This is a genomic window from Pseudidiomarina atlantica (genome assembly GCF_000753735.1).
Lineage (GTDB): Bacteria > Pseudomonadota > Gammaproteobacteria > Enterobacterales > Alteromonadaceae > Pseudidiomarina > Pseudidiomarina atlantica.
On sequence record NZ_JPIN01000013.1, the window covers coordinates 57,093 to 79,915 of the forward strand.

Sequence of the window (22,823 nt, forward strand, 5' to 3'; positions counted from 1 at the left end):
TAGCTTGCGAGCGAACTGAACAGCAGATTTTAACGTAAACAACTGCTAAGCTAAAAGACAATTCCCCGTTCTACTCAGGAGCCGTTCATGGACGCGAAAAAAATTGAAGAAATTGCTAAGCAAATCAACGACAGTATCCCAGCTGGCGTGAAAGACCTTGCCGGTAACATGGAACAGCGCATCAAACAGATCTTACAACAGCAACTTGCCAAACTTGACGTCGTCACCCACGAAGAGCTCGACGTTCAACAACAGCTGTTACTGCGCTTACGGCAGCGGGTCGAAGCCCTGGAGCAGCAGTTACAGCAGCTGCAACAACCCGCTAGCGACGACAAGTAACCCAATCGGGTGCAATATCCACGACCGGTGTTTGGGCCGGTATGCTCGCCGCTGCACTCGCTAATTTTTCGCGATAGGCCATAAACGTCAGATCGTTGTTCAACAAAGCCGTGACATCGCGTTGGATAAAATAGGCACGGCGGCCGACAGCATACAAACCCGATGCTTCATCTTCACGTACCAGCGCTGTGGCGTTTGCACTGAGTGCATCGGCGCAGCATGCCTGTACCGCATTGCGATAGTTGCGCAAAATTGAATCAGGTACTTTCATCTCGCGAGGGTTGCTACTAAAACGTCGTAAGCCCTCGATTTCTTCATAAGTTGCTGCGGTAATCGCTAGCACACGTTCGATGAGTTGCAGGCTATCGCGGGCTAAAAAGTAATTCAGTTCAGTTATGAGCTGTTGCGCATGAGTCAATTCGTCAGGGCGAAAGGCGTTGTCTTTGCTCAACCCACGCCAGGTTTCGTTGATGAAACGTAATTGTTTGGCATCGGGTTGCTTAACATCAAGCGCTGCGATGTCCGCGGCAAACTCGCACACTTGTGGCTGTGAATAACGCACTACCGAGTCGGCTTGTTGACGTTCACCACAGCCACTTAACAGGCCTGCGGCAAGCAGGCTGAACAGTGTAAAACGTATGAGATAGAACGACATCGTCTAGCCCTTCGAGGAAGAAAAGCGTACTCTAGCACAATCAACATGAACGCGGTAAAAACGAGGTGAACGATGGCACAGTGGATGACTGGAGAAGTAGTCGAAAACTACGCATGGAATAATGAATTATTTAGTCTACGCGTGCGCGTTCCCGAACCTTTCGAGTTTATCGCTGGGCAGTTTGTGCGGCTCGGTCTGAACGACGGCGAGCAACGCTTTCAGCGTGCTTATTCGTTGGTCAATGGCCCGCAAGAGCCGATCCTCGATTTTCTCGTGAATCGGGTCCATGACGGTGAGTTCTCGCCGCGTCTGCACGATTTGCGTGCCGGACAAGCGATAGAAGTCAGTCAACCACCCAGTGGTTTTTTCACCTTGAACGAGGTGCCGGAAGGCAAAAGCCTATGGTTGATGGCAACTGGCACCGGCATTGGTCCCTATTTGTCGATGCTGACCACGCGCATTCCATATGAGCGCTTTGCCCGCATTCACTTGATTCACGCGGTACGTTACAGCACTGATTTAGCTTACCGCGACAGCATCCAGCAATGGTGCGACGCCCATCCGCAGCAGTTGCATTATCAACCGATTGTCAGCCGTGAAGACAGCAAAGGCGCACTGCGTGGTCGCATTCCTGCGCTGATCGTCAGTGGTGAGCTGGAGGCTGCGGTCGACGACACCTTAGACAGTGATGCGCAAGTCATGCTCTGCGGCAACCCCGAAATGATCACTGATGCTAAGCGCGTGCTGGCCGACAAGGGCTTACCGAAAAACCTACGGCGTAAGCCCGGCAACGTGACGGTAGAGCACTACTGGTAATAGGCTTACCTAAAAGTCAGCCGTGCGGCTGACAGACAAACCTCGCAATCACGCTAGACTTGTTTCCGTTGACCGCAAACTGGCGGTGTCAAAGGAGTGACCATGGGAACAATTCGGATTGCGCGGGTGTTCACGCGTGCACTGTACGGTATGGAAGCACCGTTGGTGACTGTTGAGGTGGGGTTGGCCATGGGTTTGCCAGCGTTCACTGTGGTCGGTATGCCGCAGGCGGGTGTGCGTGAGGCGCGTGACCGAGTGCGTTCGGCGATTCAAGCGAGTGACTTTGATTTTCCGCGCGGCAGTAAAATCACTGTGAATTTAGCGCCCGCAGATTTGCCCAAGCACGGGGCGCGTTATGATCTTGCCATTGCCATTGGAATTCTGGCTGCTGATGGTCAACTTAGTGAGGCTGCGGTGGTTTCCCGCGAATTCTATGGTGAGCTGACGCTGAACGGCGAGCTACGTGATGTCGAGGGCATGCTGCCAGCGCTACTGGCATGTCGCCGTGAAGGGCGTGAGGCGGTGATCCCACTGGATAACCTTGCCGAAGCACAAGTCATTCGCGAGCAACAATGCGTGGTCGGCGAGAGTTTACGAGATGTGGTTGAGCATCTCACAGGACCGCACAAATTACCGTTCGTGCAAGCATTGAAGAGTCATGACTACGTTTATCCAACGGGCGATATTGCCGATGTGATGGGGCAAGAACAGGCCAAACGCGCTCTTTTACTCGCCGCTATGGGCGGGCATCATCTGCTATTTGTTGGTCCGCCGGGAACGGGAAAAACAATGCTGGCCCAGCGCTTACTGGGCTTATTGCCGCCGCTCAACGACGAGCAAGGTCTTGAAGTTGCCGCGGTGCGCAGTGTGGCAGGCTATGAGCACCGCGCGGCAACGCCGCACAGTTGGTTGCAGCGCAATCTGCGTGCACCGCATCATTCGTGCTCGGCAGCAGCGTTAGTGGGCGGCGGCTCACCACCGCAACCGGGCGAGATTTCATTAGCGCACAATGCCATTTTGTTTCTTGACGAACTGCCGGAGTTTTCTCGGCATGTGCTTGATTCCTTGCGTGAACCTTTAGAATCTGGGCATGTGACCATTAGTCGTGCCGGCTATCAAGCGCAGTTTCCAGCGCGCTTCCAGTTGGTTTGTGCGTTGAACCCGTCGCCCTGTGGACACTTTGATGGAACCTTGGCTAGTGCGCGTTCGAGTCCGGATCAAATCAACCGCTATTTGGGTAAGCTGTCGGGGCCATTGTTAGATCGTATCGATATGCAGGTCGATGTACCGCGGCAACCGGAAATACTTAAGCAGCAACAAACCGAAGCGCCGCCAGCACAAACGCCCAAGTTGCGCGAGCAGGTAACGGCTATGCGAGTCTTACAGTGTGAACGTCAGGGGTGCTTGAATGCAGATTTGCAGCCGCATCAATTGTCGACTGTATGCCAGCTGCAAAAAAGCGACCACACATTTCTGGTGGCCGCTATTGAGAAGTTCGGCTTGTCGCACCGGGCTTATCACCGCGTGCTGCGCCTAGCACGTACGATTGCCGATGCTGCACAAGCCGAGCGGGTAGGGCGTCAACATCTTGCTGAAGCGTTGAGTTATCGCGCGCTTGATCGCCTATTACAGCAGTTGCGCGAACTCTAGCTAGGGAGCACGTGTCAGCACGATAACCCTGCCTGCTAAGGCAGCAACTTTCGACTGCTTATGAGTCGTCCGTCATTGACTGTAGACGCGCTTGCAATTCAGGGTCTTGCTGCACGCGCTGAATGACTGCGTTGTACTCATCCGTGCTTAGACCTGCGTCTTGCACCTCGGCAATCATTTCCTCTTGGGCTTTTTGCTGAATCGCTTGCGCTTCTTCAGAGTTTTCGGCGTTTTGGAACTGCTCAGAGTATTTTTGGCTGACTTCCTGCACACCACTCATAGCAACCAAAAAGTTTTGCAACAATTCGTCAGTGATCTCTACCTGTGGAGCTTGCTGCTGTTGCATAGCTTGGCCCTGCTGTGCTTGTTGACCTTGTTGCATCGCTGGTGCTGCCGTAGCAGTTGCAGTTGCGGCAAAAAGTGCGCTGGCGATTAATGTAGGTACTAATTTGTTCATCATGAACTCCTTACGCTGTGTGTAGTTAAAAACATAGGCTTTATTGCCTTCACTACTAACAATACAAGGACCGTGCCAACTTTCTTGATGGATATAAGCCATTGAAAAGTAATAGAAATAGAATCTATATGGAATCTGCTTAACGCCTTATGTATAATTTGGACACACATTAATAAGGGGTGGGTGTGACAAATATATACAGTCGATCTTCATTAGCACAGCGTATTTCGCGCTCGGTCGGTAATCCGAGTTGGCAACGGGCATTCTTGCTGTACTTGGTATTGCCGCTGTTGGCACTCACTGGAGTCGCGATCAACGTTGCTTTGAATCAAGCGCGCGAGTTCCAAGATGATCGCCTGCGTGATGATTTAGAGCTAATTGGTCGTGCCATCCGCTTGCCGTTAAGTGAAGCGCTGGTCGCCGGTGACGTGCAGCAAATGCAAACACAACTCGATGCCGTCTTCGAAATCGGCCGTATTTACGGCGCATCGGTGTATGACACCAACGGTGAGTTGGTGGTCTCAGCGGGCGTTACTGAATTGGATTTGTCTGAGAGTGTGATGGCCGAACAAGTATTGCTGACTGGTGAGCAACAAGATAGCTACCGCGAAGTAGCAGGGCTTGATATGTTTTCGCAATTTATTCCGATGCATGATCGCAATCAGCGGTTGATTGGCTTTATGCAGTTAAACCGCCAAGCCCGCGACTTTGATCGCAGCTTTGCAAGGCTTGAGCAAATTGCTTGGATCGCCTGGGGCGTTGTGACCTTAGTGGTGTTGACCATTCTCGCCTTTGGCTATTATCGCACCCGCCTCCAACAGCAGGTGGAATTACAGTCACGGCTGCGCGAGCATGAGAAAATGGCTGCGATTGGCCAACTCGCTCGCGGTGTTGCCCACGAATTGGGCGCCCCGCTTACGGTGATTTCCGGGCGCGCCAAGCGGCTTCTGAAACGGCACACCGATACTGAAAGCCAACGCCAATTAACGGCAATTTCCGGTCAAGTTGAGCGTTTGACCAATTTAGTCCAGCAGTTGTTGGACTTTAGCCGTGCTCCAGTAAATGCCGAGCAATCACAAGCGCTACCAGCTCTCATTGAGCAGGCGGCGCGGGCAATCGGCCACGAAAATGACGGGCAAGTGCAGCTACAGATTACGCAAGTGCCGGCGCAAGCGACCGTGCAGGCCGACACCGCCAGACTTGAGTTGGCTTTGGTCAACCTATTTCGCAATGCCTTGCAGGCTGCAGCTAGCCAGGTCACAGTAAGTGTAGAGACTGCGCAACACGGCTACTGGGTGGTAGTTGAAGATGATGGTCCCGGGCTCCCGCAAGATACCGATGTCACTCAGCTGATTGAACCCTTTGCCACCACCAAACCCATTGGCGAAGGTACTGGCCTTGGCTTAGCTATAGTGGCCCATGTGGTGAGTGCGCATCACGGCAAGTTTTTGCTGCAAAATCGCCCTGGTGGTGGTTGCCAAGCCCGTATCTTTCTACCGCGAACACTGCCGAAGGACGCCTTATGAGTTTAAGCAAAAATAGTATTAAGGTAGCGGTTGTCGAAGATGACCCAGGCTTACGTGAACTGCTACAAGAAGAGCTCGAGAGTGATGGCTATCGCGTCAGTGCATTTGCCGCCGCCGATGATTTTTTACAGGAAACCCTCAGTGACTATCAACTGGTAGTAAGTGATATTCGTTTGCCCGGTTTATCAGGCATGGAACTTCTTGCGCAGCTGCGTCAGCAAAGGCTGTCACCGGCGGTGATTTTGATTACCGCCTTTGGCACCGTCAACCAAGCCGTAGAAGCCCTGCAACAGGGAGCAGATGATTTTCTCACCAAACCATTAGACCTTGATCATTTACTGGTGAGTGTCGAGCGAGTGCTGGACTATCGTCGATTGCAGCGCGAAGTTGCCCATTACCGTTCGAACGAGCAGGCGCAACAGGGGCCCGCAGGGATGATCGGGCAGAGCGACAGCATGCAACAACTGTATCAACAGATTGCACAAATTGCCGCAGCCGAAGGCGCGGTGTTGGTGTTGGGGGAAAGTGGTACCGGCAAGGAATTAGTTGCCAAGGCTTTGCATCAGCAAAGCAAGCGTGCCGAGGGGCCGTTCTTGGCAGTGAACTGCGCTGGCATTCCAGCCGAGCTCATGGAAAGTGAATTTTTTGGCCACGCCGCGGGTGCCTTTACTGGGGCGCAGAAAGCGCGGGCTGGACTGTTACGCGAAGCTCATGGCGGAACTTTGCTGCTTGATGAAATCGGTGAAATGCCGTTGGCCTTGCAAGCCAAGCTGTTACGGGTATTGCAAGAAGGCACCTTGCGTCCGGTCGGTAGCGATCAAGAAGAAAAAGTGGATGTAAGGATCATTGCCGCGACCCATCAGGACCTTGAGCAGCGTGTGCGGGATAATGACTTTCGCGAAGATTTGTTTTATCGACTTGAGACTTTTTCGCTGCAGGTACCGCCGCTGCGGCAGCGTGGCGACGACCGCTTGCTGTTGGCGGAACATTTTTTGCGGCAATTACGCACCCAGCAAGACAAGAACGTGCTGGGATTTGATGCCGCCGCCAAAGCGTTGCTGGCGCACTATGAATTTCCAGGCAATGTGCGTGAGCTGCAAAATGCGATTGAGCGCGCTTACACTTTTGCCCAAGGTGAGTGGATCACGCCGCAAGAGTTTCCGACGCGCATGCAGGCTGCCGCCGCCATTGAACCCAGTGCCGAAATTCTGCCCACGACAGCAGATCCGGAGCAGTTGCCGAGCCTCCATGAAGTGCAGCAACGCTATGTGAGCCAAGTGCTTGCCGCAACTGCAGGCAACAAGCAGCGCGCCGCACGCATTCTGGGGGTGACGCGGCGCACGCTGTATCGCTGGCTGGACGAAGACGACGCAGCTGATTAAGACAGCTGCGCTAAGGCTTCTTTGAATGCGGCAACGATACCATCAATTGCCGTTGCGGGAATGCCGAGATGCGTGACCAAGCGCAAACGCTGCGCTGTACCAACCACGATATCCTGCTTACGTAAGTGCTCACTCACTTGCTTTGCCACTGCCGCCGAGCCGTAGTTGATATACACCATATTGGTTTGTGCGGGCTCAACTTGTAATTGCGGCAGTTGACTGAGCCCCGCTGCAAGCTTGGCAGCGTTGTCGTGATCTTCAGCCAGCCGCGCTACGTGATGGTCCAGTGCGTGATGCATCGCTGCAGCGACAATGCCGGCTTGGCGCATGCCACCACCGAGCATTTTGCGCCACCGATGTGCGCGCTTGATAAAGGCTTTGTCACCAACCAGCACCGAACCAATGGGTGTTCCTAACCCTTTCGAGAAGCAGATCGACACTGAGTCGAAGGGGGCGCTAAGTTCTGCTAGCGATAAGCCCGTTGCCACCGCAGCGTTGAACACGCGCGCCCCATCCAGATGCAGTTTCAGCCCGTGTTGGTCGACTAACTGACGTGCTTGTTCCATGTAACTTTGCGGAATCACCTTACCGGTATGAGTATTCTCCAGCGCCAGCAAGCGCGTGATCGGAAAATGCGGATCATCTGGTTTAATGCGTTTCGCGACTGCTGCGAGATCAAGCGTACCATCGCTGCTGACTTCAAAGGGTTGCGGCACAATGCCGCCAAGGACCGGAGCGCCGCCAGCTTCATAGCGGTAGGTGTGATACTCCTGACCTACCAAGTACTCCTCACCGCGCTGGCAATGACTCAGCAGCGCCAATAAATTGGTTTGCGTGCCGCTGCTGGCAATCAATGCCGCCTCTTTGCCGGCCATCGCCGCCACACGCTCCTGTAATGCATTAATGGTTGGGTCATCGCCAAACACGTCATCGCCAACGGGTGCAGCAGCCATCGCTGCGCGCATTGCAGCAGTTGGTTGAGTCACGGTATCACTGCGTAAATCGAACAGCACTCGCGTTACTCCTTACCTGTATAACCCCAAGCCGCAGGCGGCTCGGCAATGGGTTGCGATAAATCAACAGCAACCACGAATTCACGGCCTGGGCGGGTGAGTTCGTAGTACATCACGTCGCCATCAAACGACAAAATCCAGGTGTTGGTGGTCGATACCTCGAGTCCATTCTCGACAAACAGCGCTTTACTGGCGTTGTCCACTGGAAATGCCTGCATTTGTGCGTCACCGCTGGCAATGGTGTGACCGCCGTAGGGCGATACTGCATCCGGTGTCCCGTCTTCATGCAAGTGAATATGTTGGAAGTCGAGTCCTTTTTCCGTGCGCGTTAACACCCAAGTTCGCGAGCGGTCTTCACCTACGTGCAGTGGCATGCGGATGGTGTTGGCCTCGCAGTCGCGAATGTGGACCACTAGTTCTTGTTGCCAGGCTTCGCTGGGTTGATTATCAGCGACCACTTCGGCTGCGTAGGAATTGCCACAATAGGGTTCAAATGCAGCGAAAAACTGATCTTGCGGAGTTGGCTCTGGCACTTGGCAAGCGCTTAAGGCGGTGATCGCCGTGCCAGCGAGGGCAAAGCGCAGTGCGCGCGAAGCAGGTTGAGGTGTCATTTGGGTGTATCCTTGTTGCGGAACGAGTGAGCTTAATGTGCCATATCTTATGCAAAAAAGCATGGCTATTTGTGTGGCAAAAGAGTACTAAAAGTAGCCAGCAGATTGGCAAATGTGGCATGCAACGTGCGATAATGCCGAGTACAAGAAATGACAATGGAACCTCAGCATGCGCGTGTATCAAAACGTATTGGAAATGATCGGCAACACGCCGATGGTAAAAGTGAGCAACATCGACACTGGCCCGTGTGAGTTGTATCTGAAGCTAGAATTGATGAATCCGGGTGGTTCAATTAAAGATCGCATCGCGGTCAGTATGATTGAAGCCGCTGAGCAGCAAGGCAAATTGCAGCCAGGAATGACCATTATTGAAGCTACCGCAGGTAACACCGGCTTGGGTTTAGCGTTGGTCGCGGCAAGCAAAGGTTACCCGTTGAAAATCGTCATGCCGGACAAAATGTCGGCAGAGAAAGTGAATAACTTAAAAGCCATGGGTGCGGACGTTGTGCGTACCCGGTCTGACGTGCAAAAAGGGCATCCAGAGTATTACCAAGACATGGCCGCCCGTTTAGCCGAAGAAAACGGCTATTTTTACGTCAACCAGTTTACCAATGAAGCCAATGTCGCGGCCCACTACAACACTACGGGCCCTGAAATGTGGCAACAAATGGACGGCAAACTTGATGCATTCGTCTGTGGCGTTGGTTCAGGCGGCACTTTGACTGGCGTCGGACGCTATTTGCGCGAGCAAAATCCGCAGGTCGATTTGGTCTTGGCTGATCCAGAAGGTTCAATTTTGGAACCTTTGGTGAATCGTGACGAGAAAGTCGAACCGGGCAGTTGGTTGGTTGAAGGTATCGGCGAAGACTTTATCCCTGACATCTGTGATATCAAACTGGCGAACAAAGCCTATGCGGTGAGCGATAAAGATGCCTTTCACACGGCGCGTGAACTGTTGGTGAAAGAGGGCGTTATGGTCGGTTCATCAAGCGGTACCTTGATCACCGCTGCGATTCGTTATTGCCGCGAGCAAACAGAGCCAAAACGTGTCGTAACGCTCGCCTGTGACACCGGTAATCGCTATTTATCAAAACTATACAATGATGAGTGGATGGCCGCTCAACATCTGCTCGAGGAGTAAGCAATGGCAGACGCGAAGAAAATGAAATTTGCGACCAAATCAATTCACGGTGGACAAGCTCCAGAGCCAGCAACTGGCGCGGTGATGCCACCGATCTTTACCAGTTCGACTTACATTCAAGAAAGCCCGGGTGTACACAAGGGCTTTGAATACTCGCGTTCACATAACCCAACGCGTTTCGCGTGGGAACGTGCGGTTGCCAGCTTAGAAAGTGGCAGTCATGGCTATGCGTTCGCTTCGGGTATGGCCGCTACTTCAACCATCATGGAATTACTCAACAGCGGTGATCATGTGGTTGCGATGGACGATTTATACGGCGGCACCTTCCGTTTATTCGACAAAGTGCGGGGGCGCTCAGCAGGTTTGCAATTTTCTTATGTCGACCTGAGCGACATCGATGCAGTTGCTGCCGCTGTCACTGATAAAACCCGCATGATTTGGGTCGAGACTCCAAGTAACCCGATGCTGAAGCTGGTGGATATTGCCGCTATCGTCAAGGTTGCTAAGCAGCATAATATTTTGGTGGTGGTCGACAATACCTTTGCAACGCCTTATAACCAGCGCCCGTTGGAACTCGGTGCGGATATCGTGATGCATTCAGCGACCAAGTATCTTAATGGTCACTCCGACATGGTCGGTGGTATTGCCGTGGTGGGTGACAACGCTGAACTCGCCGAGCAAATGGCATTCTTGCAAAACTCAGTGGGTGCAGTGGCCGGTCCATTCGACAGCTATCTCGCCTTGCGTGGCGTGAAGACTCTAGCTCTGCGCATGAAGCAACATAACGAAGCAGCTTTGACTATCGCTAAATGGTTAGAGCAGCACCCGCAGGTTGAAAAAGTCATCCATCCAGGGCTCGAAAGTCACCCTCAACATGCTTTAGCGAAACAGCAAATGCATGGCTTCGGCGGCATGATCTCGATTCTGCTCAAAGGTGACCTCGCAAAAGCGCGACGTTTCTTAGAAGCAGTGGAGATTTTTGCACTTGCTGAAAGCTTAGGTGGGGTCGAAAGTTTGATCGAACACCCGGCGATTATGACCCACGCTTCGATACCAAAAGAGAACCGCGAAAAACTCGGTATTTTGGATAATTTTGTGCGGATTTCGGTGGGTATTGAAGACGTCGAAGACTTGATCGCCGATTTAGATCAAGCCTTAAACGCTTGATATTACAAGAACATTTACATTCTTTTACAATTGCATGAAGTTACGGTAGGCTAATCCGACAATTATTACAGACAACCAAAACAAGGGTTATCCTATGCCTCTTAGCCTATTTCTCTTACAGGGTTTAGTGGCGGCATTGTTGTTTTATGTGCTGGTCGGTCAACATCATCGTCAGCCATTATGGAGTATGCTTGCCGTTCTCGTGTGTGGTATTTTACCACCATTGAATTGGATGATATTAGTCGTTGCTGTGGGGGTGCGCATGTGGCGTAAACCTGCAGCAATGATGACGTTAAAACACTGAGACTATGACCACGAACACCTTACGACCTTTCCATTTGGCGATACCGGTTGACGACATTGCTCGCGCTCGCGAGTTTTATGGCGCTATTCTCGGTTGTAACGAAGGCCGCTCGGCAACAGAGTGGGTGGATTGGGATTTCTACGGTCATCAACTGGTGACCCACCTTGCCCCAGAACGGACAGGTGTTGCCCATCATAATCCGGTCGATGGCCATGCCGTACCCGTACCGCATTTTGGTGTGGTGCTTACAATGGAAGATTGGCGTGTGCTCGCTGATCGCGTCGCAGCCGCTGGCATTCAGTTTGTGATTGAACCGCATATTCGTTTCGAAGGGCAGCCAGGCGAGCAAGCGACCATGTTCTTCTATGACTTCAGTGGCAATGCGTTGGAGTTTAAGGCGTTTGAGGACCTCTCCTCGTTGTTTGCTAAGTAAAGCGGGTGCAGTTGCCGCCGCTGATGATAACGCCAATTGATTTTTCGCGGAAGATTTCGGGGTAGCGCTGAATAGCTGCAATGACCGTTGCACTGCTGGGCTCTATCCACATACCTGTGGTTTTATCTACCAACTGTTGCGCTGCCGCAGCCTCTTCGTCACTGACCAATAAAATATCCGTCACTTGCTCTTTGATGATGGCAAAAGTGTGCTTGCCTAAACTGGTAAGCAGGCCATCACAAATGCTTGTCGGTGGCATGGCTGGCTGAATTTCGCCCGTTTGCAGCGATTGTTTGCCATCGCTCGCCAATTCAGGTTCGATGCCATAGCAAAACGCACCGTAATGCTCAGCGACCAAACAACTTCCGCTAAGTAGTCCACCACCACCGAGTGGTGTCATCAGCCCCCATAACTGTGGATAATCTTCGAGCAATTCGAGTGCGGCGGTGCCTTGCCCAGCGATGATATCAGGGTGATCGTAGGGCGGAATAATGATGGCATCACGGCTTTGTTGTTCGGCAAGAAAAGCTTCGCGTGCGGCCATACCGGGCTCGATCGAGATGATGTCCGCGCCGTAACGCTGCATATTGGCGCGCTTAAAAGGTGAGGCGTTGCTTGCCACCCCCACAGTTACCTTCACGCCGAGCATCTGACCCGCAGCGGCAAGCGCTGCGCCATGGTTGCCGGAGGATACCGTGACCACGCCTTGTTGGCGTTGTTCGGGTGAAAGTTGCAGCAAGGCATTACACGCGCCACGGAACTTAAAAGCTCCGCTTTTTTGCAGGTTGTCGCACTTCAAATAAACCTGGCAGCCCAACGCCTCATTGAGTGCCTGGCTCTGTTTCACCGGCGTCCGTACTGCGCGCGCGGCAATCCGATCTGCTGCCGCATCCACCTTTGCAAAATCCAACATGCTCACCTTCCTAATCTTTTCTCGCCATCCTAACCCATAGCCGAACTGCTCACTAGCATGTATCATTGTATTACGCGAAACAACAAGGAACGAACTTTGGCCCTGAACACTTTTCAACGATTGCGCGATCTTGAGTTTGGCTACCAAGCTTTGGCTGCTTTGTATTTATGCGAGCGCATGTACCCGAACTACGAACTCTTTCATCAAGTCACTAAGTTTGGCGATCCGCAGCCACTGCGAGGTGCGCTTAACGCTTGTTGGGACTGGGTTTGGCAGGGCAAAAAAGTAAAAGTAAACTTTGCGCGTTGGCAAGAAAAAATCGATGATGTGACACCCAGTGAGCACGGTCACGACATGCTCGGCGTGTATCCGGCAATGGATGCCTGCACCGCGATTAGCATCATGTTGCAGGGTTTCCTGGATAACAACAGTGCGGACTTAGTGAGCGTAGCTAAAATATCGCAAGCGGGTGTCGCCAAGTTTTTGGAGTTGACCGAGGGCGCTGAGCTTGATGCTGAAGCGCGCCGCAAGCTGATTCGTGAGCATGAATTAGCGGTTTACGAAGTCGAAGTGCAGCAAGCACTCATTGATTTTCTGGAAGCGATGCAGGCCAGTAAAGCCGCACCTAGTCAAGCAATGGTACGGCAGTTACAAGAAATGGTGGTAACCGAAGGCATTACCAATATTGGCATGGAGCGCGACAGCGAAGCTTAACCTTGTTGTCGCTTGGGTTGGGCTTGCACAATGGCGAGCCAACCGATAACGCCAAAGAGGACAATTTGCCAGTAATCGCCACGGCGCCACTGAATGTGTTCACGATAAACCGTGGCGAACATCATCAATTGCAGTAAATGCAGACCGAGCAGAACTAGCAGCAAGATCAAAAATAAGGCAAAGCCTTTGCCGGGAAAGGGCCACACTAAGTTGGCCAACATCGCCCCCCAAATGATCGCAAACACGCTGCGGCCAACCCATACTAACCAACTCATGTATTTGCTCCTTGTGCCGTAACGGCAAATAAACGAAAAGCCACTTGTCCGGCGATTTTTTCCCGTTGTAATTGCCAATTGGCAGGGACTTCGAGCGGCCACTCTTTTTCCGTCTCCAGATACACCAAGGCATCGTCGGCTAACCAGCGCTGTTGCTCTAGCAACGCACAAGCGGGGCCAGCTAGATTGCTGCGAAACGGTGGGTCGACAAAAACCACATTGAAAGGCTGCGGAGTAGCTTGTTGCAACCATTTCAAGGCATCGGTTTGCTGCACTTGCGCTTGCCCATGACATACTGGGTTCAGGGTCGTTGCATGTTGTTGCAGGAGGTCGGCGGCGACCCTATTTTGCTCCAGCAAAATGACCTCTGCAGCACCGCGCGAGAGCGCTTCCAAACCGAGTGCGCCGGTGCCGGCAAATAGGTCCAAACAGCGTTGTTCGGCTAGCTCAAATTGTAGCCAGTTAAACACGGTTTCGCGCACGCGGTCGGTGGTTGGACGCAATCCAGGTACATCTGCAATCGCCAATTTACGGCCGCGTAATTGCCCGCCAATAATCCTTAATTGACCTGCGCCACGATGGCGTGTTGTTTTCTGCTTGTGTGCGGTGCGCCGCATGCTAAAGTAGCCCCTTGTGTGTCCACAATCTGTCGGTAGACGTGTTAAACTGACGCCATTGTAAACTGACTGGTAATGAACTTCCAAAGGTATAGGCAGTATGGCTAAAGGATCATTTTTTTCGCGCTTGTTTAAAAAAGACGAACAAACGCCAGAGCAAAACGAACAGCGCGAGGAGCAGGCGTTTGTTAACGAAAATCCTGTTAACGAACCGATTCCTGAAGATGTAACCGAGCCGCAAGCAGAGCCAAACGAAGCGTTACCCGAAGAGCCGCCATCAGTGGCTGAAACGGTAGCTCCCGACGCGACCGAAATTTGTGCGCAAGTGACCGCCGAAAGCCGTGCGAAACAAACTAAGGAGCAAGCGAAACCAAGCTTGTGGCAACGCCTCACCAGTGGCTTAAAAAAGACATCTAGCGCCATTGGCGACGGCCTGTGGGGCATTTTCAAAGACAAAAAGATCGATGACGAGTTATTCGAAGAGCTAGAAACTCAGCTATTAACTGCTGACATCGGTGTGCCGACCACGCTGAAAATCGTTGAGCGATTGACGGAACAGGCTAACCGTCGCCAGTTGAAAGATGCAGAAACGCTTTATCAGCTGTTGCAAGACAATATGGTCGAAATTCTGCAAGAAGTTGAACAACCACTAACCCTCCCTGAGAACCTAGAAGGCCCCTATGTGATTCTGATGGTGGGTGTCAACGGCGTCGGTAAAACTACCACCATTGGCAAAATGGCACAGCAGTTTAAACGTCAAGGTAAGTCGGTCATGCTGGCGGCGGGCGATACCTTCCGTGCCGCCGCGGTCGAGCAATTGCAAGTATGGGGTGAGCGCAACGACATTCCAGTGGTCGCGCAACATACCGGCGCAGACAGCGCGTCAGTTATTTATGATGCCGTTGCCGCGGCGAAAGCGCGTGGCGTCGACGTGCTGATTGCCGATACCGCAGGGCGCTTGCAGAACAAAGCGCACCTGATGGATGAATTGAAGAAAGTGGTGCGGGTCATGAAAAAGCTTGATGAGAACGCGCCACACGAAGTGATGTTGACGCTCGACGCCGGCACTGGGCAAAATGCGATTAGCCAAGCCAAGCTCTTCACCGAAGCAGTGGGCGTCAGTGGTATCACCTTGACCAAATTAGATGGTACGGCCAAAGGTGGGGTGATTTTTGCCATCGCCGATCAATTCAAACTGCCTATTCGCTACATTGGCGTTGGTGAAGGTTTAGATGACTTGCGGCCATTTGCAGCGGAGCCCTTTGTGCAAGCACTGTTTCAACGCGCGATTGAGGAACCCAAGGCACCATGATCAAATTCGAGCAAGTCAGTAAGGTTTATCCCGGTGGTTTTAAAGCACTGAACAACGTCAGCTTTGACGTGGAACCGGGAGAAATGGCGTTTTTAACCGGTCATTCAGGGGCAGGTAAAAGTACCGTACTGAAACTGATTAGCTTGATGGAGCGACCGACCGCTGGGCGTGTACTGATCAACGGTCACGACTTGAAGCGCATTCAGCGTAAACAAATTGCTTATGCCCGTCGCGATATCGGAATGATTTTTCAGGATCACCGCCTACTCATGGATCGTACAGTATTTGATAACGTCGCCTTACCGTTGATGATTGAAGGTTATAGCCTCTCGGAGGCACGCAAGCGCGTGCAGGCGGCACTTGATAAGGTCGGCTTGAGCGATAAAATTCGCCATTATCCGCATATGCTTTCGGGCGGTGAGCAGCAACGGGTGGGAATCGCTCGTGCGGTCGTCAATAAACCACCCCTGTTACTCGCCGATGAACCCACCGGTAATCTCGACCCGAAACTCTCAGCCGAAATCATCAAACTGTTCGAAGAGTTCAACCGCGTTGGGGTGTCCGTATTGATTGCGACCCACGATTTGAGCTTAATCGCGCGCTTACGCTATCGCACTTTAACGCTCAAAGAAGGACGTATGATTAGTGATGGCCTGACCGAGGAGGCACTATGAGTGTGCTGTTCCGTTCGCGCCAACAAGGGGCGCAGCAAGTCAAAATCTCCGGTGTGCGACGCTTCTTCATGTTTTTTGTCCACCATGCACAGCAAGCGGTCGGCAGCCTCGGCCAGTTAGCCCGTTATCCGTTCGCCTCGTTGATGACCATGGCGGTGTTGGGGTTGAGTTTAACTTTGCCTGCAACCCTTTATGTGATCGTGAAGAATACTGATAATGTCGGTGCAGACTTCCAACAAGCGTCAGAGATCACTTTGTTTTTGCACAAAGACCTCACCGCGCAAGAAGTACAAACATTCGCCAAGCGCATTGATTTATCGCCGGAAATTGAGTCGGCAACACTGATAGGTAAAGAACAAGGTCTCGCTGATTTTCGTGCACGTTCAGGCTTTGGTGATGCTCTCGACACGCTCCAAGAGAATCCCTTACCAGATGTGTTGCGGGTGATTCCGCGTGAAAATTATCGCAGCGCTGCCGCCGCGCAACAACTGCTACAACAGCTAGAGCAAGAACGTGAAGTTGAACAAGCGCGCCTCGATGTCGACTGGTTAGAGCGTTTCACGGCGATTGTTGACCTCGTTCGTGATGCATTCTTGGCGCTGGCGTTGTTACTTTGTGTCGCGGTTGTGCTAATTGTCGGTAATACCATTCGTTTGAATATTAGCAGCAAGCGCGATGAAATTATGGTGATGAAGTTGGTCGGTGCGACCGACGCGTATATTCAGCGCCCGTTTCTCTACACCGGCATTTGGTATGGCTTGGTCGGTGGGGTGATCACTTGGCTGGCTACGGCCGTACTCATCATGTGGCTGTCTGGTGCGGTACGCGATATTGCCGAGCTGTACGATAGCCAATTTACCCTAACCGGGCTTAATCTGACGGAAATGGCGGTAGTTTGGGGTATTGCGGTGGGACTCGGCTTGGTAGGTTCCTATATTGCGGTAAGAAAACACGTTACCGCTATTGAACCGCAATAAATTGTCCCCATGTAAGTTTTATGAAGATCACGAGGATCCCGTTGTCAGCAGCGTCAGATTTGCTAGAATGAGGGAACTTTTCGGGCCAAAATGGGTCTGAATCAGTGGCTGCAAAAGCAATCCAGAGACCGCAGTCACTAGCAAAGAGAGGATGTTGTTGCATGAGCACTGATATGACAAGTATGGCACTAGCGGTACCGCAGAGTAGCGGCAGTCTTGAGGCCTATATTCAGTCGGTCAACCGCATTCCGATGCTTACTGCCGAAGAAGAATATAATTTGGCAGTACGGTTAACCGAAGAAGATGATTTAGAAGCTGCACGCCAGCTGATCATGTCGCATTTGCGTTTCGTGGTTCATGTGGCGCGTAGTTATTCAGGTTATGGCTTACCACAAGCTGACCTGATCCAAGAAGGTAATATCGGTTTGATGAAAGCCGTGCGTCGTTTCGACCCATCGGTTGGCGTACGCTTGGTGTCATTCGCGGTGCATTGGATCAAAGCAGAAATTCATGAGTATGTGCTGAAAAATTGGCGCATGGTCAAAGTTGCGACCACTAAAGCGCAGCGCAAATTGTTCTTCAATCTGCGCAAAATGAAAAAGCGTTTGGGCTGGTTTACGCAAGACGAAGTTAATACCGTCGCAGAAACCTTAGGTGTGAGCACCAAAGAAGTGATGGAAATGGAAGCGCGCATGAGTGCCCATGACCAAGCCTTTGAGCTCAGCTCTGACGATGATGATGCGCGTGAGGGTAGCACTTATTCTCCAGCGCAATATTTGGAAGACAAACGTTCTGACTTAGCTGAAGAAGTTGAGCAAGAGCAGTGGCAAGAGCACACCCAGTTGCGCTTGCTCTCGGCAATTAAGACGTTGGATGAGCGTAGTCAAGACATCGTGCGTGCGCGTTGGTTAGACGAAGAAAACAAAACTACCTTGCAAGAACTCGCAGATAAATACCAAGTGTCTGCAGAGCGGGTACGTCAACTTGAAGCCAATGCGATGAAGAAACTGCGCGCGGCCATGGCGTAAGCCGTGGACTGTCGAGTCGGATGCGGTGCATGTTGTATCGCACCGTCTATTACTTCACCGATACCAGGAATGCCAGCAGGGAAACCGGCTGGCATTCGTTGTATTCACCTGACCGAAAATAATCTGTGTGGCATCTTCATGCACCCAGATCGTCCCCAAGTGTGTGCTGATTTTACTGCCAGTCGAGATGTTTGCGGCTATGACCGCGCCGAAGCGCTTATTCTGTTGACGCGCTTGGAGCAGGAGACGAGTTAACACTCACCAGCGCCGACAGATACACTAACTCTACTGCCTGTACCGATGCTGCTTGTAGTTGTTGTAAGAACTCCAACGTAACCTCGTACGGATGTCCAATAACGATGGCGTAGCCTTGGTTTTGCGCAATCAATACAGCACGTTGCCATTGGGCCTCAATCGCTTCTAACGTTGGTTCGTTGTCAAGAAAGACATGGCGGCGATTAGTGGGGATGCTCCATTGTTGAGCGGTTTGCTCGGCAACGGTTGCGGCCGTAGTGCGACTGTCGAGAAAATATAATCCACGTTGCTGTAACTCCGCCATCAACCAGTTCATCTGCTCCGCTGCTGCGGTCATTTGACTGCCTTGGTGGTTATTGAGTCCCTGCGCATTCGGTAAGCGCGAAAATGCTGCGGCGAGCGTAGCAATAAACTGTGCTTTGCTATCAAAGCGGTCCAACACGCCTTGTTCCTGCACATCATGCTGTTCACGTTGCATCGGCATGTGAATGACAACTTCATGGGCATGGTCTGCGGCAGCGGCTGCTAGCGCTTCAGCTTGCATGGTAAAAGGCATGATCGCAAGCGTGACGGGAAGTTGTAGCTGGGTAAACGCATGATGGTCGACATGGTGTCCTAGATCATCGATAACAATCGCAATGCGCGGTTGGGCCAGCACCGTTGGTACCAGCAGTAAACTCAGTAAAACAGCAGCACTACGCAGCATTAACGGCAACATTAACGGCACCATTGCGTCGGATTCACCGGTTGGCCATCAGCGCGGATTTCAAAATACAAACCGGGTGATTCGCGACCGCCACTTTGTCCAACGCGAGCAATCTCCTCGCCACGGCGCACGACATCGCCGACTGCGGGCAAAATGGTTTGGTTGTGACCGTACAGGCTCATGTAACCATTACCATGATCAAGGACCAGCAAAAGACCGTAACCGCGCATCCAATTCGCATAAATCACCCGACCATCGGCAATTGCGTTAATGGCACTGCCAGTCGCTGCTTCAATGGTCACACCTTTCCACTTCACGGTGCCGCTGCGGACACGGCCAAAAAGCCGTTGCACTTGGCCATTCACTGGCCAGCTCATTTTACCTTTGAGCTCAGCTAAACCGTTGAGTTGAGGCTCGTCGCGTAAGGCTGCAATAATGGCTGCAAGCACTTCTTCAAGCTCTTGTTGATCGCGCTCTAATTGCGCGATGCGACTCTGGTCTTCACGTTGCTCTTGATTGAGTCGTCGCACTAAGGCTTTTTGTTCTTTTTGCTGCTCTAGCAAGATTCCTTGCTGGCGCTTCTGCTCGGCTTCCTGTGCGACCAGCTGTTGTCGTGCTCCGTCTAGGTCAATACGCACCTGTTCAAGCTCAGCTTGAGTTGCTTTAAGTTCGTCAAGTTTGGCCAGCCGAGCGCGGTTGAAGTAGCCGTAGTAGCCATGTAAGCGCTCAAACTCGGCAGGATTCTCTTGATTAAGCACGAGCTTGAGAAAATCATGCTCACCGATGCGATAGGCGCGGTCGAGCTGCTCGCCCAACCATTTGGCTTGCTGCGCTTGCTCGGCTTCTAATGCTTGCTGTTGTTGCAGCAGGTCATTGATCTGAGCACTGGTGGCCTGCAGTTGCTGTTGTGTCGCGGCAAGTTCGCTGGCGACCACTCCCATTTGGGTTTCGAGCTGCTGCAGTTCACGCTCGGTGAGACTCAATTGTTTCGCCCGCTGTTGCATCGCCGACTGCCGCCGTTCCAACTCGCGAGCAATGGCATCAATGCGCGCCTGCGTTGCTGCCGCGTCCTCTTGGCTGGTTTGCCAGGCATGGCTGCTACTCGGCTGTAGCAGCCAGCAACCGCACAATAGCAAGACCAAAAGACGCGTTAGGTGGCTCATTCGTGCACAGTCACAATGGGTGTGCCGGTCATTTCTGCAGGTTGTGGTAACCCGAGCAGATGCAGCATGGTGGGTGCGACATCTGATAAGATGCCACCGTCACGCACGGTCGCCGCACGACCCACATAAATAAACGGCACGAGTTCACTAGTATGGGCGGTATGGGCCTGTCCGGTACCATGATCCTGCATTTGTTCGGCGTTGCCGTGGTCAGCCGTGATGAGGCATTCGCCGCCGACTTTACGCAGTGCTTCTACCACCCGCCCAATCGCCGTATCAACAGCCTCAACAGCTTTTACCGCAGCCTCGAAATTGCCGGTATGGCCGACCATGTCACCGTTCGGATAATTACAGATGATGACATCGTGTTGCCCGCTCTCGATGGCTGCCACCAACTTGTCGGTCAGCTCCACGCTGCTCATTTCGGGTTGCAAATCGTAGGTGGCGACCTGCGGTGAGTTCACCAAGACGCGTGTCTCGCCGTCGAATTCTTGCTCCTGGCCACCACTGAAGAAAAACGTCACATGCGCATATTTTTCCGTCTCTGAAATCCGTAACTGTGAATAACCTTGCTTCGCGAGCCATTCACCCATCACGTTTTGCAAGTCTTCAGGTGGAAACGCAACCTTGCTGTGAATATCTTTCGCGTATTCAGTGAGCGACACAAAAGCCGCTAATTGCGGTCGGCGCGCTGCTTTAAAGCCGTCAAAGTCTGGCGTAATAAAGGCATGACTGAGTTCACGTGCGCGATCCGCACGGAAATTCATGAAAATAACAGCATCACCGTCAACGATAGGCGCCGCATCACCAATCCGCGTAGGTTTCACGAATTCATCGCTCTCGTTGCGCTCATAAGCCTGCGCTAAACCCACTCCGGCACTTGGCGCCGTATAGGGGGCTTGACCGTCGACCAGCAATTGCCAAGCTTGCTCAACGCGATCCCAGCGTTTGTCGCGGTCCATCGCATAATAGCGACCACAGAGACTGGCGAAGCGCCCGACGCCGAGTTTGCTAAACAGTTGCTCGAAGCGTTCTATGGTTGGCTTAGCCGAACGCGGTGGGGTGTCACGACCATCTAAAAAGCCGTGTACATAAACAGCTTTGGCACCGCGTTGGGCAGCAAGCTCCACCATTGCTAGCAGGTGGTCTTCGTGACTGTGGACGCCGCCTGGAGAGAGCAAGCCCATAATATGCACGGCTTTGTTGTGGGCGACTGCTTGGTCTACCGCGGCCGTCAAAGTAGCATTAGTGAAGAAGTCACCATCGGCAATGGCTTTGCTAATGCGCGTGAAATCTTGATACACCACGCGACCGGCGCCCAAATTGACGTGACCGACTTCGGAGTTACCCATCTGCCCTTTGGGAAGACCCACCGCCATACCTGAACCGTCGATCAGTGTATGCGGGCACTGCTGCCAAAGCGCATCCATGTTCGGTGTGTGCGCTGCGGCAATGGCATTGTCGTCAGCTGCTTCGCGATGACCCCAGCCGTCCAAAATCAATAGCGCTAGGGGAGTATGTGGCTTTGCCATGTAACATCCTCGACTTCGTTGCTCGTGGTGCATGAAAGGTTGTGATTGATTCGCCTCTAGTTTATGCGATTTTCTATCGCAACGCACCCGCCGTCGGGCGAATTGCCGCCAAATTTTACTGGTAACTGCCATTTCAGAAGGTATACTCTTGTGCTTGATTTTTTCAGTAGGAGTAGTGAGCCGTCATGGAGCAAATTCTTACTTTTGCCGCCGAACATTATTTGATGAGCATCCTTTGGGTTGTGTTGCTAGTTGCCCTCATCATTACCACGTTGCAAGCAGCCACTTCAAAAGTGAAGGCACTGCCACCACAGCAGGCAACATTGCTGGTGGACCGCAATAACGGTGTGTTTGTCGATATTCGCTCGGTAGACGAATACCGTAAAGGTCACGTTCAAGGCTCAATCAATTTTCCTGCTGAGCGGATCCGGAAAAATGACACGGCTGCACTTGATAAATATAAATCAGCCCCCATCGTGGTGGTATGTGCAACCGGCATGACCGCAAAAGCAGCTGCGAACCAGCTGTTCAAAGCGGGCTACGAAAACGTTGCCGTATTACAGGGTGGAATTTCTGCCTGGCAGGGCGCAAGTTTCCCGCTAGTTAAAAAATAATCATTGATTTCAATTTGAAGAATAGGAAGTAACAACATGGCTGACGAACAGCAAGTAAATGGCGCTGCCCAAGGCGAAGCAACTGAACAACAGCAACAAGCATTCGCAATCCAACGCATCTACACCAAAGATGTGTCTTTCGAATCGCCAAATGCACCTGAAATTTTCCGTAAAGAGTGGCAACCAGAGTTGGGTCTTGATCTGAACGTCAAGAACACTAAATTGGAAGACAACACCTACGAAGTTGTTTTGAAAATCACTGCAACTAACAAAGTTGCGGGCGAAGTTGCATTCCTAGCTGAAGTTCATCAAGCAGGTATCTTCACAGTTGCGGATTCATTGGAAGAAGCACAACGTGCGCAATTGCTTGGCGCATTCTGCCCGAATATTCTCTTCCCATATGCGCGTGAGTGCTTGTCGAGCCTAGTAAGCCGTGCAACCTTCCCGCAGTTGAACCTTGCTCCAGTGAACTTCGACGCCGTATTCGCGCAACACGTGCAACAGCGTCAACAGCAGCAAGCTGAACAGCAGCAAACTGACGCGTAAGCG

The 22,823-nt window shown here is 52.2% G+C and carries 27 protein-coding genes; 17 read left to right on the plus strand and 10 right to left on the minus strand.

Features of this window, described 5'->3' with window-relative positions:
• Nucleotides 1–87: 87 nt before the first annotated feature.
• The gene (locus IDAT_RS11530; protein ID WP_034733818.1) at nucleotides 88–339 is read left to right on the plus strand and encodes an accessory factor UbiK family protein; all 252 of its coding nucleotides are present in this window, start codon (nucleotides 88–90) and stop codon (nucleotides 337–339) included.
• On the opposite strand, the gene IDAT_RS11535 is transcribed toward IDAT_RS11530, so the two are convergent.
• A complete protein-coding gene (locus tag IDAT_RS11535) occupies nucleotides 323–994 on the minus strand; it encodes a hypothetical protein (RefSeq protein ID WP_034733820.1) in 672 nt (223 codons plus the stop codon). The genes IDAT_RS11530 and IDAT_RS11535 overlap by 17 nt on opposite strands.
• A gap of 72 nt (nucleotides 995–1,066) precedes the next feature.
• Between IDAT_RS11535 and IDAT_RS11540 the strand changes: the two genes are divergently transcribed.
• Nucleotides 1,067–1,810 (plus strand): ferredoxin--NADP reductase, encoded by a 744-nt coding sequence (locus IDAT_RS11540; RefSeq protein WP_034733823.1) that lies wholly within the window; start codon nucleotides 1,067–1,069, stop codon nucleotides 1,808–1,810.
• 111 nt (nucleotides 1,811–1,921) lie between these two features.
• On the plus strand, nucleotides 1,922–3,460 hold the full coding sequence (locus IDAT_RS11545) for a YifB family Mg chelatase-like AAA ATPase (protein WP_034734022.1): 1,539 nt from the start codon (nucleotides 1,922–1,924) through the stop codon (nucleotides 3,458–3,460).
• A gap of 58 nt (nucleotides 3,461–3,518) precedes the next feature.
• On the opposite strand, the gene IDAT_RS11550 is transcribed toward IDAT_RS11545, so the two are convergent.
• Complete coding sequence (locus tag IDAT_RS11550) at nucleotides 3,519–3,920, minus strand: DUF4168 domain-containing protein (protein WP_244441653.1); 402 nt, start codon at nucleotides 3,918–3,920, stop codon at nucleotides 3,519–3,521.
• 182 nt (nucleotides 3,921–4,102) lie between these two features.
• On the opposite strand from IDAT_RS11550, the gene IDAT_RS11555 reads away from it, so the two are divergent.
• On the plus strand, nucleotides 4,103–5,443 hold the full coding sequence (locus IDAT_RS11555; protein ID WP_051986782.1) for a sensor histidine kinase: 1,341 nt from the start codon (nucleotides 4,103–4,105) through the stop codon (nucleotides 5,441–5,443).
• On the plus strand, nucleotides 5,440–6,825 hold the full coding sequence (locus IDAT_RS11560) for a sigma-54-dependent transcriptional regulator (RefSeq protein ID WP_034733825.1): 1,386 nt from the start codon (nucleotides 5,440–5,442) through the stop codon (nucleotides 6,823–6,825). The genes IDAT_RS11555 and IDAT_RS11560 overlap by 4 nt, the downstream gene beginning before the upstream one ends.
• Here IDAT_RS11560 and ltaE read toward each other — a convergent pair.
• Together ltaE and IDAT_RS11570 are read right to left on the minus strand one after the other, a co-directional pair.
• Nucleotides 6,822–7,835, minus strand: coding sequence for a low-specificity L-threonine aldolase (gene ltaE, locus IDAT_RS11565; RefSeq protein WP_034734028.1), 1,014 nt, complete (start codon nucleotides 7,833–7,835; stop codon nucleotides 6,822–6,824). The two genes, IDAT_RS11560 and ltaE, sit on opposite strands and share 4 nt — an antisense overlap.
• A gap of 8 nt (nucleotides 7,836–7,843) precedes the next feature.
• The gene (locus IDAT_RS11570) at nucleotides 7,844–8,449 is read right to left on the minus strand and encodes a hypothetical protein (protein WP_034733827.1); all 606 of its coding nucleotides are present in this window, start codon (nucleotides 8,447–8,449) and stop codon (nucleotides 7,844–7,846) included.
• 169 nt (nucleotides 8,450–8,618) lie between these two features.
• Here IDAT_RS11570 and IDAT_RS11575 point away from each other — a divergent pair, with 169 nt between their 5' ends.
• The 4 genes from IDAT_RS11575 (at nucleotide 8,619) to IDAT_RS11590 (ending at nucleotide 11,494) form a co-directional block, all read left to right on the plus strand.
• A complete protein-coding gene (locus IDAT_RS11575; protein ID WP_034733829.1) occupies nucleotides 8,619–9,590 on the plus strand; it encodes a PLP-dependent cysteine synthase family protein in 972 nt (323 codons plus the stop codon).
• Between the two features lie 3 nt (nucleotides 9,591–9,593).
• Complete coding sequence (locus IDAT_RS11580) at nucleotides 9,594–10,757, plus strand: cystathionine gamma-synthase (RefSeq protein WP_034733831.1); 1,164 nt, start codon at nucleotides 9,594–9,596, stop codon at nucleotides 10,755–10,757.
• A 94-nt stretch (nucleotides 10,758–10,851) separates the two neighbouring features.
• A complete protein-coding gene (locus IDAT_RS11585) occupies nucleotides 10,852–11,061 on the plus strand; it encodes a hypothetical protein (RefSeq protein WP_034733833.1) in 210 nt (69 codons plus the stop codon).
• A gap of 4 nt (nucleotides 11,062–11,065) precedes the next feature.
• Nucleotides 11,066–11,494 carry a VOC family protein gene (locus tag IDAT_RS11590; protein WP_034733835.1) on the plus strand — a complete coding sequence of 143 codons (429 nt, stop codon included), beginning with the start codon at nucleotides 11,066–11,068 and terminating at the stop codon, nucleotides 11,492–11,494.
• On the opposite strand, the gene IDAT_RS11595 is transcribed toward IDAT_RS11590, so the two are convergent.
• On the minus strand, nucleotides 11,487–12,407 hold the full coding sequence (locus IDAT_RS11595; RefSeq protein ID WP_156099524.1) for a threonine ammonia-lyase: 921 nt from the start codon (nucleotides 12,405–12,407) through the stop codon (nucleotides 11,487–11,489). The two genes, IDAT_RS11590 and IDAT_RS11595, sit on opposite strands and share 8 nt — an antisense overlap.
• A 96-nt stretch (nucleotides 12,408–12,503) precedes the next feature.
• Here IDAT_RS11595 and IDAT_RS11600 point away from each other — a divergent pair, with 96 nt between their 5' ends.
• Nucleotides 12,504–13,121 (plus strand): YjaG family protein, encoded by a 618-nt coding sequence (locus tag IDAT_RS11600; protein ID WP_034733837.1) that lies wholly within the window; start codon nucleotides 12,504–12,506, stop codon nucleotides 13,119–13,121.
• Here the strand turns inward: IDAT_RS11600 and IDAT_RS11605 are convergent.
• Together IDAT_RS11605 and rsmD are read right to left on the minus strand one after the other, a co-directional pair.
• Nucleotides 13,118–13,396, minus strand: a complete 279-nt coding sequence (locus IDAT_RS11605; protein WP_034733839.1) for a DUF1145 domain-containing protein — start codon at nucleotides 13,394–13,396, stop codon at nucleotides 13,118–13,120. The genes IDAT_RS11600 and IDAT_RS11605 overlap by 4 nt on opposite strands.
• Entirely contained in the window at nucleotides 13,393–14,013 is a 621-nt protein-coding gene (gene rsmD / locus IDAT_RS11610) for a 16S rRNA (guanine(966)-N(2))-methyltransferase RsmD (RefSeq protein ID WP_034733841.1), read from the minus strand. The genes IDAT_RS11605 and rsmD overlap by 4 nt, the downstream gene beginning before the upstream one ends.
• 100 nt (nucleotides 14,014–14,113) lie before the next feature.
• Between rsmD and ftsY the strand changes: the two genes are divergently transcribed.
• From ftsY to IDAT_RS13215, 5 genes are all read left to right on the plus strand, one after another.
• Entirely contained in the window at nucleotides 14,114–15,325 is a 1,212-nt protein-coding gene (gene ftsY, locus IDAT_RS11615; RefSeq protein WP_051986787.1) for a signal recognition particle-docking protein FtsY, read from the plus strand.
• A complete protein-coding gene (gene ftsE / locus IDAT_RS11620) occupies nucleotides 15,322–15,999 on the plus strand; it encodes a cell division ATP-binding protein FtsE (protein WP_034733844.1) in 678 nt (225 codons plus the stop codon). Before ftsY ends, ftsE begins: the two co-directional genes overlap by 4 nt.
• Nucleotides 15,996–16,976: a permease-like cell division protein FtsX gene (ftsX, locus tag IDAT_RS11625; RefSeq protein ID WP_034733846.1), complete on the plus strand. Its 981-nt coding sequence runs from the start codon at nucleotides 15,996–15,998 to the stop codon at nucleotides 16,974–16,976. The genes ftsE and ftsX overlap by 4 nt, the downstream gene beginning before the upstream one ends.
• A 161-nt stretch (nucleotides 16,977–17,137) precedes the next feature.
• The gene (rpoH, locus tag IDAT_RS11635) at nucleotides 17,138–18,004 is read left to right on the plus strand and encodes an RNA polymerase sigma factor RpoH (RefSeq protein ID WP_034733850.1); all 867 of its coding nucleotides are present in this window, start codon (nucleotides 17,138–17,140) and stop codon (nucleotides 18,002–18,004) included.
• 3 nt (nucleotides 18,005–18,007) lie between these two features.
• Nucleotides 18,008–18,259: a YkgJ family cysteine cluster protein gene (locus IDAT_RS13215; protein ID WP_081909838.1), complete on the plus strand. Its 252-nt coding sequence runs from the start codon at nucleotides 18,008–18,010 to the stop codon at nucleotides 18,257–18,259.
• Here IDAT_RS13215 and IDAT_RS11640 read toward each other — a convergent pair.
• From IDAT_RS11640 to gpmI, 3 genes are read right to left on the minus strand one after another with little or no spacing between them, the layout of a single operon-like run.
• On the minus strand, nucleotides 18,222–18,977 hold the full coding sequence (locus IDAT_RS11640) for a divergent polysaccharide deacetylase family protein (RefSeq protein ID WP_034733853.1): 756 nt from the start codon (nucleotides 18,975–18,977) through the stop codon (nucleotides 18,222–18,224). The genes IDAT_RS13215 and IDAT_RS11640 overlap by 38 nt on opposite strands.
• Nucleotides 18,977–20,128, minus strand: coding sequence for a murein hydrolase activator EnvC family protein (locus IDAT_RS11645; RefSeq protein WP_051986789.1), 1,152 nt, complete (start codon nucleotides 20,126–20,128; stop codon nucleotides 18,977–18,979). The genes IDAT_RS11640 and IDAT_RS11645 overlap by 1 nt, the downstream gene beginning before the upstream one ends.
• Nucleotides 20,125–21,660, minus strand: coding sequence for a 2,3-bisphosphoglycerate-independent phosphoglycerate mutase (gpmI, locus tag IDAT_RS11650; RefSeq protein ID WP_034733854.1), 1,536 nt, complete (start codon nucleotides 21,658–21,660; stop codon nucleotides 20,125–20,127). Before gpmI ends, IDAT_RS11645 begins: the two co-directional genes overlap by 4 nt.
• 185 nt (nucleotides 21,661–21,845) lie before the next feature.
• Here gpmI and IDAT_RS11655 point away from each other — a divergent pair, with 185 nt between their 5' ends.
• Both IDAT_RS11655 and secB read left to right on the plus strand, forming a co-directional pair.
• Nucleotides 21,846–22,274 carry a rhodanese-like domain-containing protein gene (locus tag IDAT_RS11655; RefSeq protein ID WP_034733856.1) on the plus strand — a complete coding sequence of 143 codons (429 nt, stop codon included), beginning with the start codon at nucleotides 21,846–21,848 and terminating at the stop codon, nucleotides 22,272–22,274.
• A gap of 36 nt (nucleotides 22,275–22,310) precedes the next feature.
• Nucleotides 22,311–22,820 (plus strand): protein-export chaperone SecB, encoded by a 510-nt coding sequence (secB, locus tag IDAT_RS11660; RefSeq protein ID WP_034733858.1) that lies wholly within the window; start codon nucleotides 22,311–22,313, stop codon nucleotides 22,818–22,820.
• The last annotated feature ends 3 nt before the right edge of the window (nucleotides 22,821–22,823 follow it).

Coding starts and splice junctions, on each gene's coding strand:
- IDAT_RS11530 (WP_034733818.1), top strand. CDS start 88: ATGGACGCGAAAAAAATTGAAGAAATTGCTAAGCAAATCAACGACAGT.
- IDAT_RS11535 (WP_034733820.1), bottom strand. CDS start 994: ATGTCGTTCTATCTCATACGTTTTACACTGTTCAGCCTGCTTGCCGCA.
- IDAT_RS11540 (WP_034733823.1), top strand. CDS start 1,067: ATGGCACAGTGGATGACTGGAGAAGTAGTCGAAAACTACGCATGGAAT.
- IDAT_RS11550 (WP_244441653.1), bottom strand. CDS start 3,920: ATGATGAACAAATTAGTACCTACATTAATCGCCAGCGCACTTTTTGCC.
- IDAT_RS11560 (WP_034733825.1), top strand. CDS start 5,440: ATGAGTTTAAGCAAAAATAGTATTAAGGTAGCGGTTGTCGAAGATGAC.
- IDAT_RS11570 (WP_034733827.1), bottom strand. CDS start 8,449: ATGACACCTCAACCTGCTTCGCGCGCACTGCGCTTTGCCCTCGCTGGC.
- IDAT_RS11575 (WP_034733829.1), top strand. CDS start 8,619: ATGCGCGTGTATCAAAACGTATTGGAAATGATCGGCAACACGCCGATG.
- IDAT_RS11580 (WP_034733831.1), top strand. CDS start 9,594: ATGGCAGACGCGAAGAAAATGAAATTTGCGACCAAATCAATTCACGGT.
- IDAT_RS11585 (WP_034733833.1), top strand. CDS start 10,852: ATGCCTCTTAGCCTATTTCTCTTACAGGGTTTAGTGGCGGCATTGTTG.
- IDAT_RS11590 (WP_034733835.1), top strand. CDS start 11,066: ATGACCACGAACACCTTACGACCTTTCCATTTGGCGATACCGGTTGAC.
- IDAT_RS11595 (WP_156099524.1), bottom strand. CDS start 12,407: ATGTTGGATTTTGCAAAGGTGGATGCGGCAGCAGATCGGATTGCCGCG.
- IDAT_RS11605 (WP_034733839.1), bottom strand. CDS start 13,396: ATGAGTTGGTTAGTATGGGTTGGCCGCAGCGTGTTTGCGATCATTTGG.
- rsmD (WP_034733841.1), bottom strand. CDS start 14,013: ATGCGGCGCACCGCACACAAGCAGAAAACAACACGCCATCGTGGCGCA.
- ftsY (WP_051986787.1), top strand. CDS start 14,114: ATGGCTAAAGGATCATTTTTTTCGCGCTTGTTTAAAAAAGACGAACAA.
- ftsE (WP_034733844.1), top strand. CDS start 15,322: ATGATCAAATTCGAGCAAGTCAGTAAGGTTTATCCCGGTGGTTTTAAA.
- ftsX (WP_034733846.1), top strand. CDS start 15,996: ATGAGTGTGCTGTTCCGTTCGCGCCAACAAGGGGCGCAGCAAGTCAAA.
- rpoH (WP_034733850.1), top strand. CDS start 17,138: ATGAGCACTGATATGACAAGTATGGCACTAGCGGTACCGCAGAGTAGC.
- IDAT_RS11640 (WP_034733853.1), bottom strand. CDS start 18,977: ATGTTGCCGTTAATGCTGCGTAGTGCTGCTGTTTTACTGAGTTTACTG.
- IDAT_RS11645 (WP_051986789.1), bottom strand. CDS start 20,128: ATGAGCCACCTAACGCGTCTTTTGGTCTTGCTATTGTGCGGTTGCTGG.
- gpmI (WP_034733854.1), bottom strand. CDS start 21,660: ATGGCAAAGCCACATACTCCCCTAGCGCTATTGATTTTGGACGGCTGG.
- IDAT_RS11655 (WP_034733856.1), top strand. CDS start 21,846: ATGGAGCAAATTCTTACTTTTGCCGCCGAACATTATTTGATGAGCATC.
- secB (WP_034733858.1), top strand. CDS start 22,311: ATGGCTGACGAACAGCAAGTAAATGGCGCTGCCCAAGGCGAAGCAACT.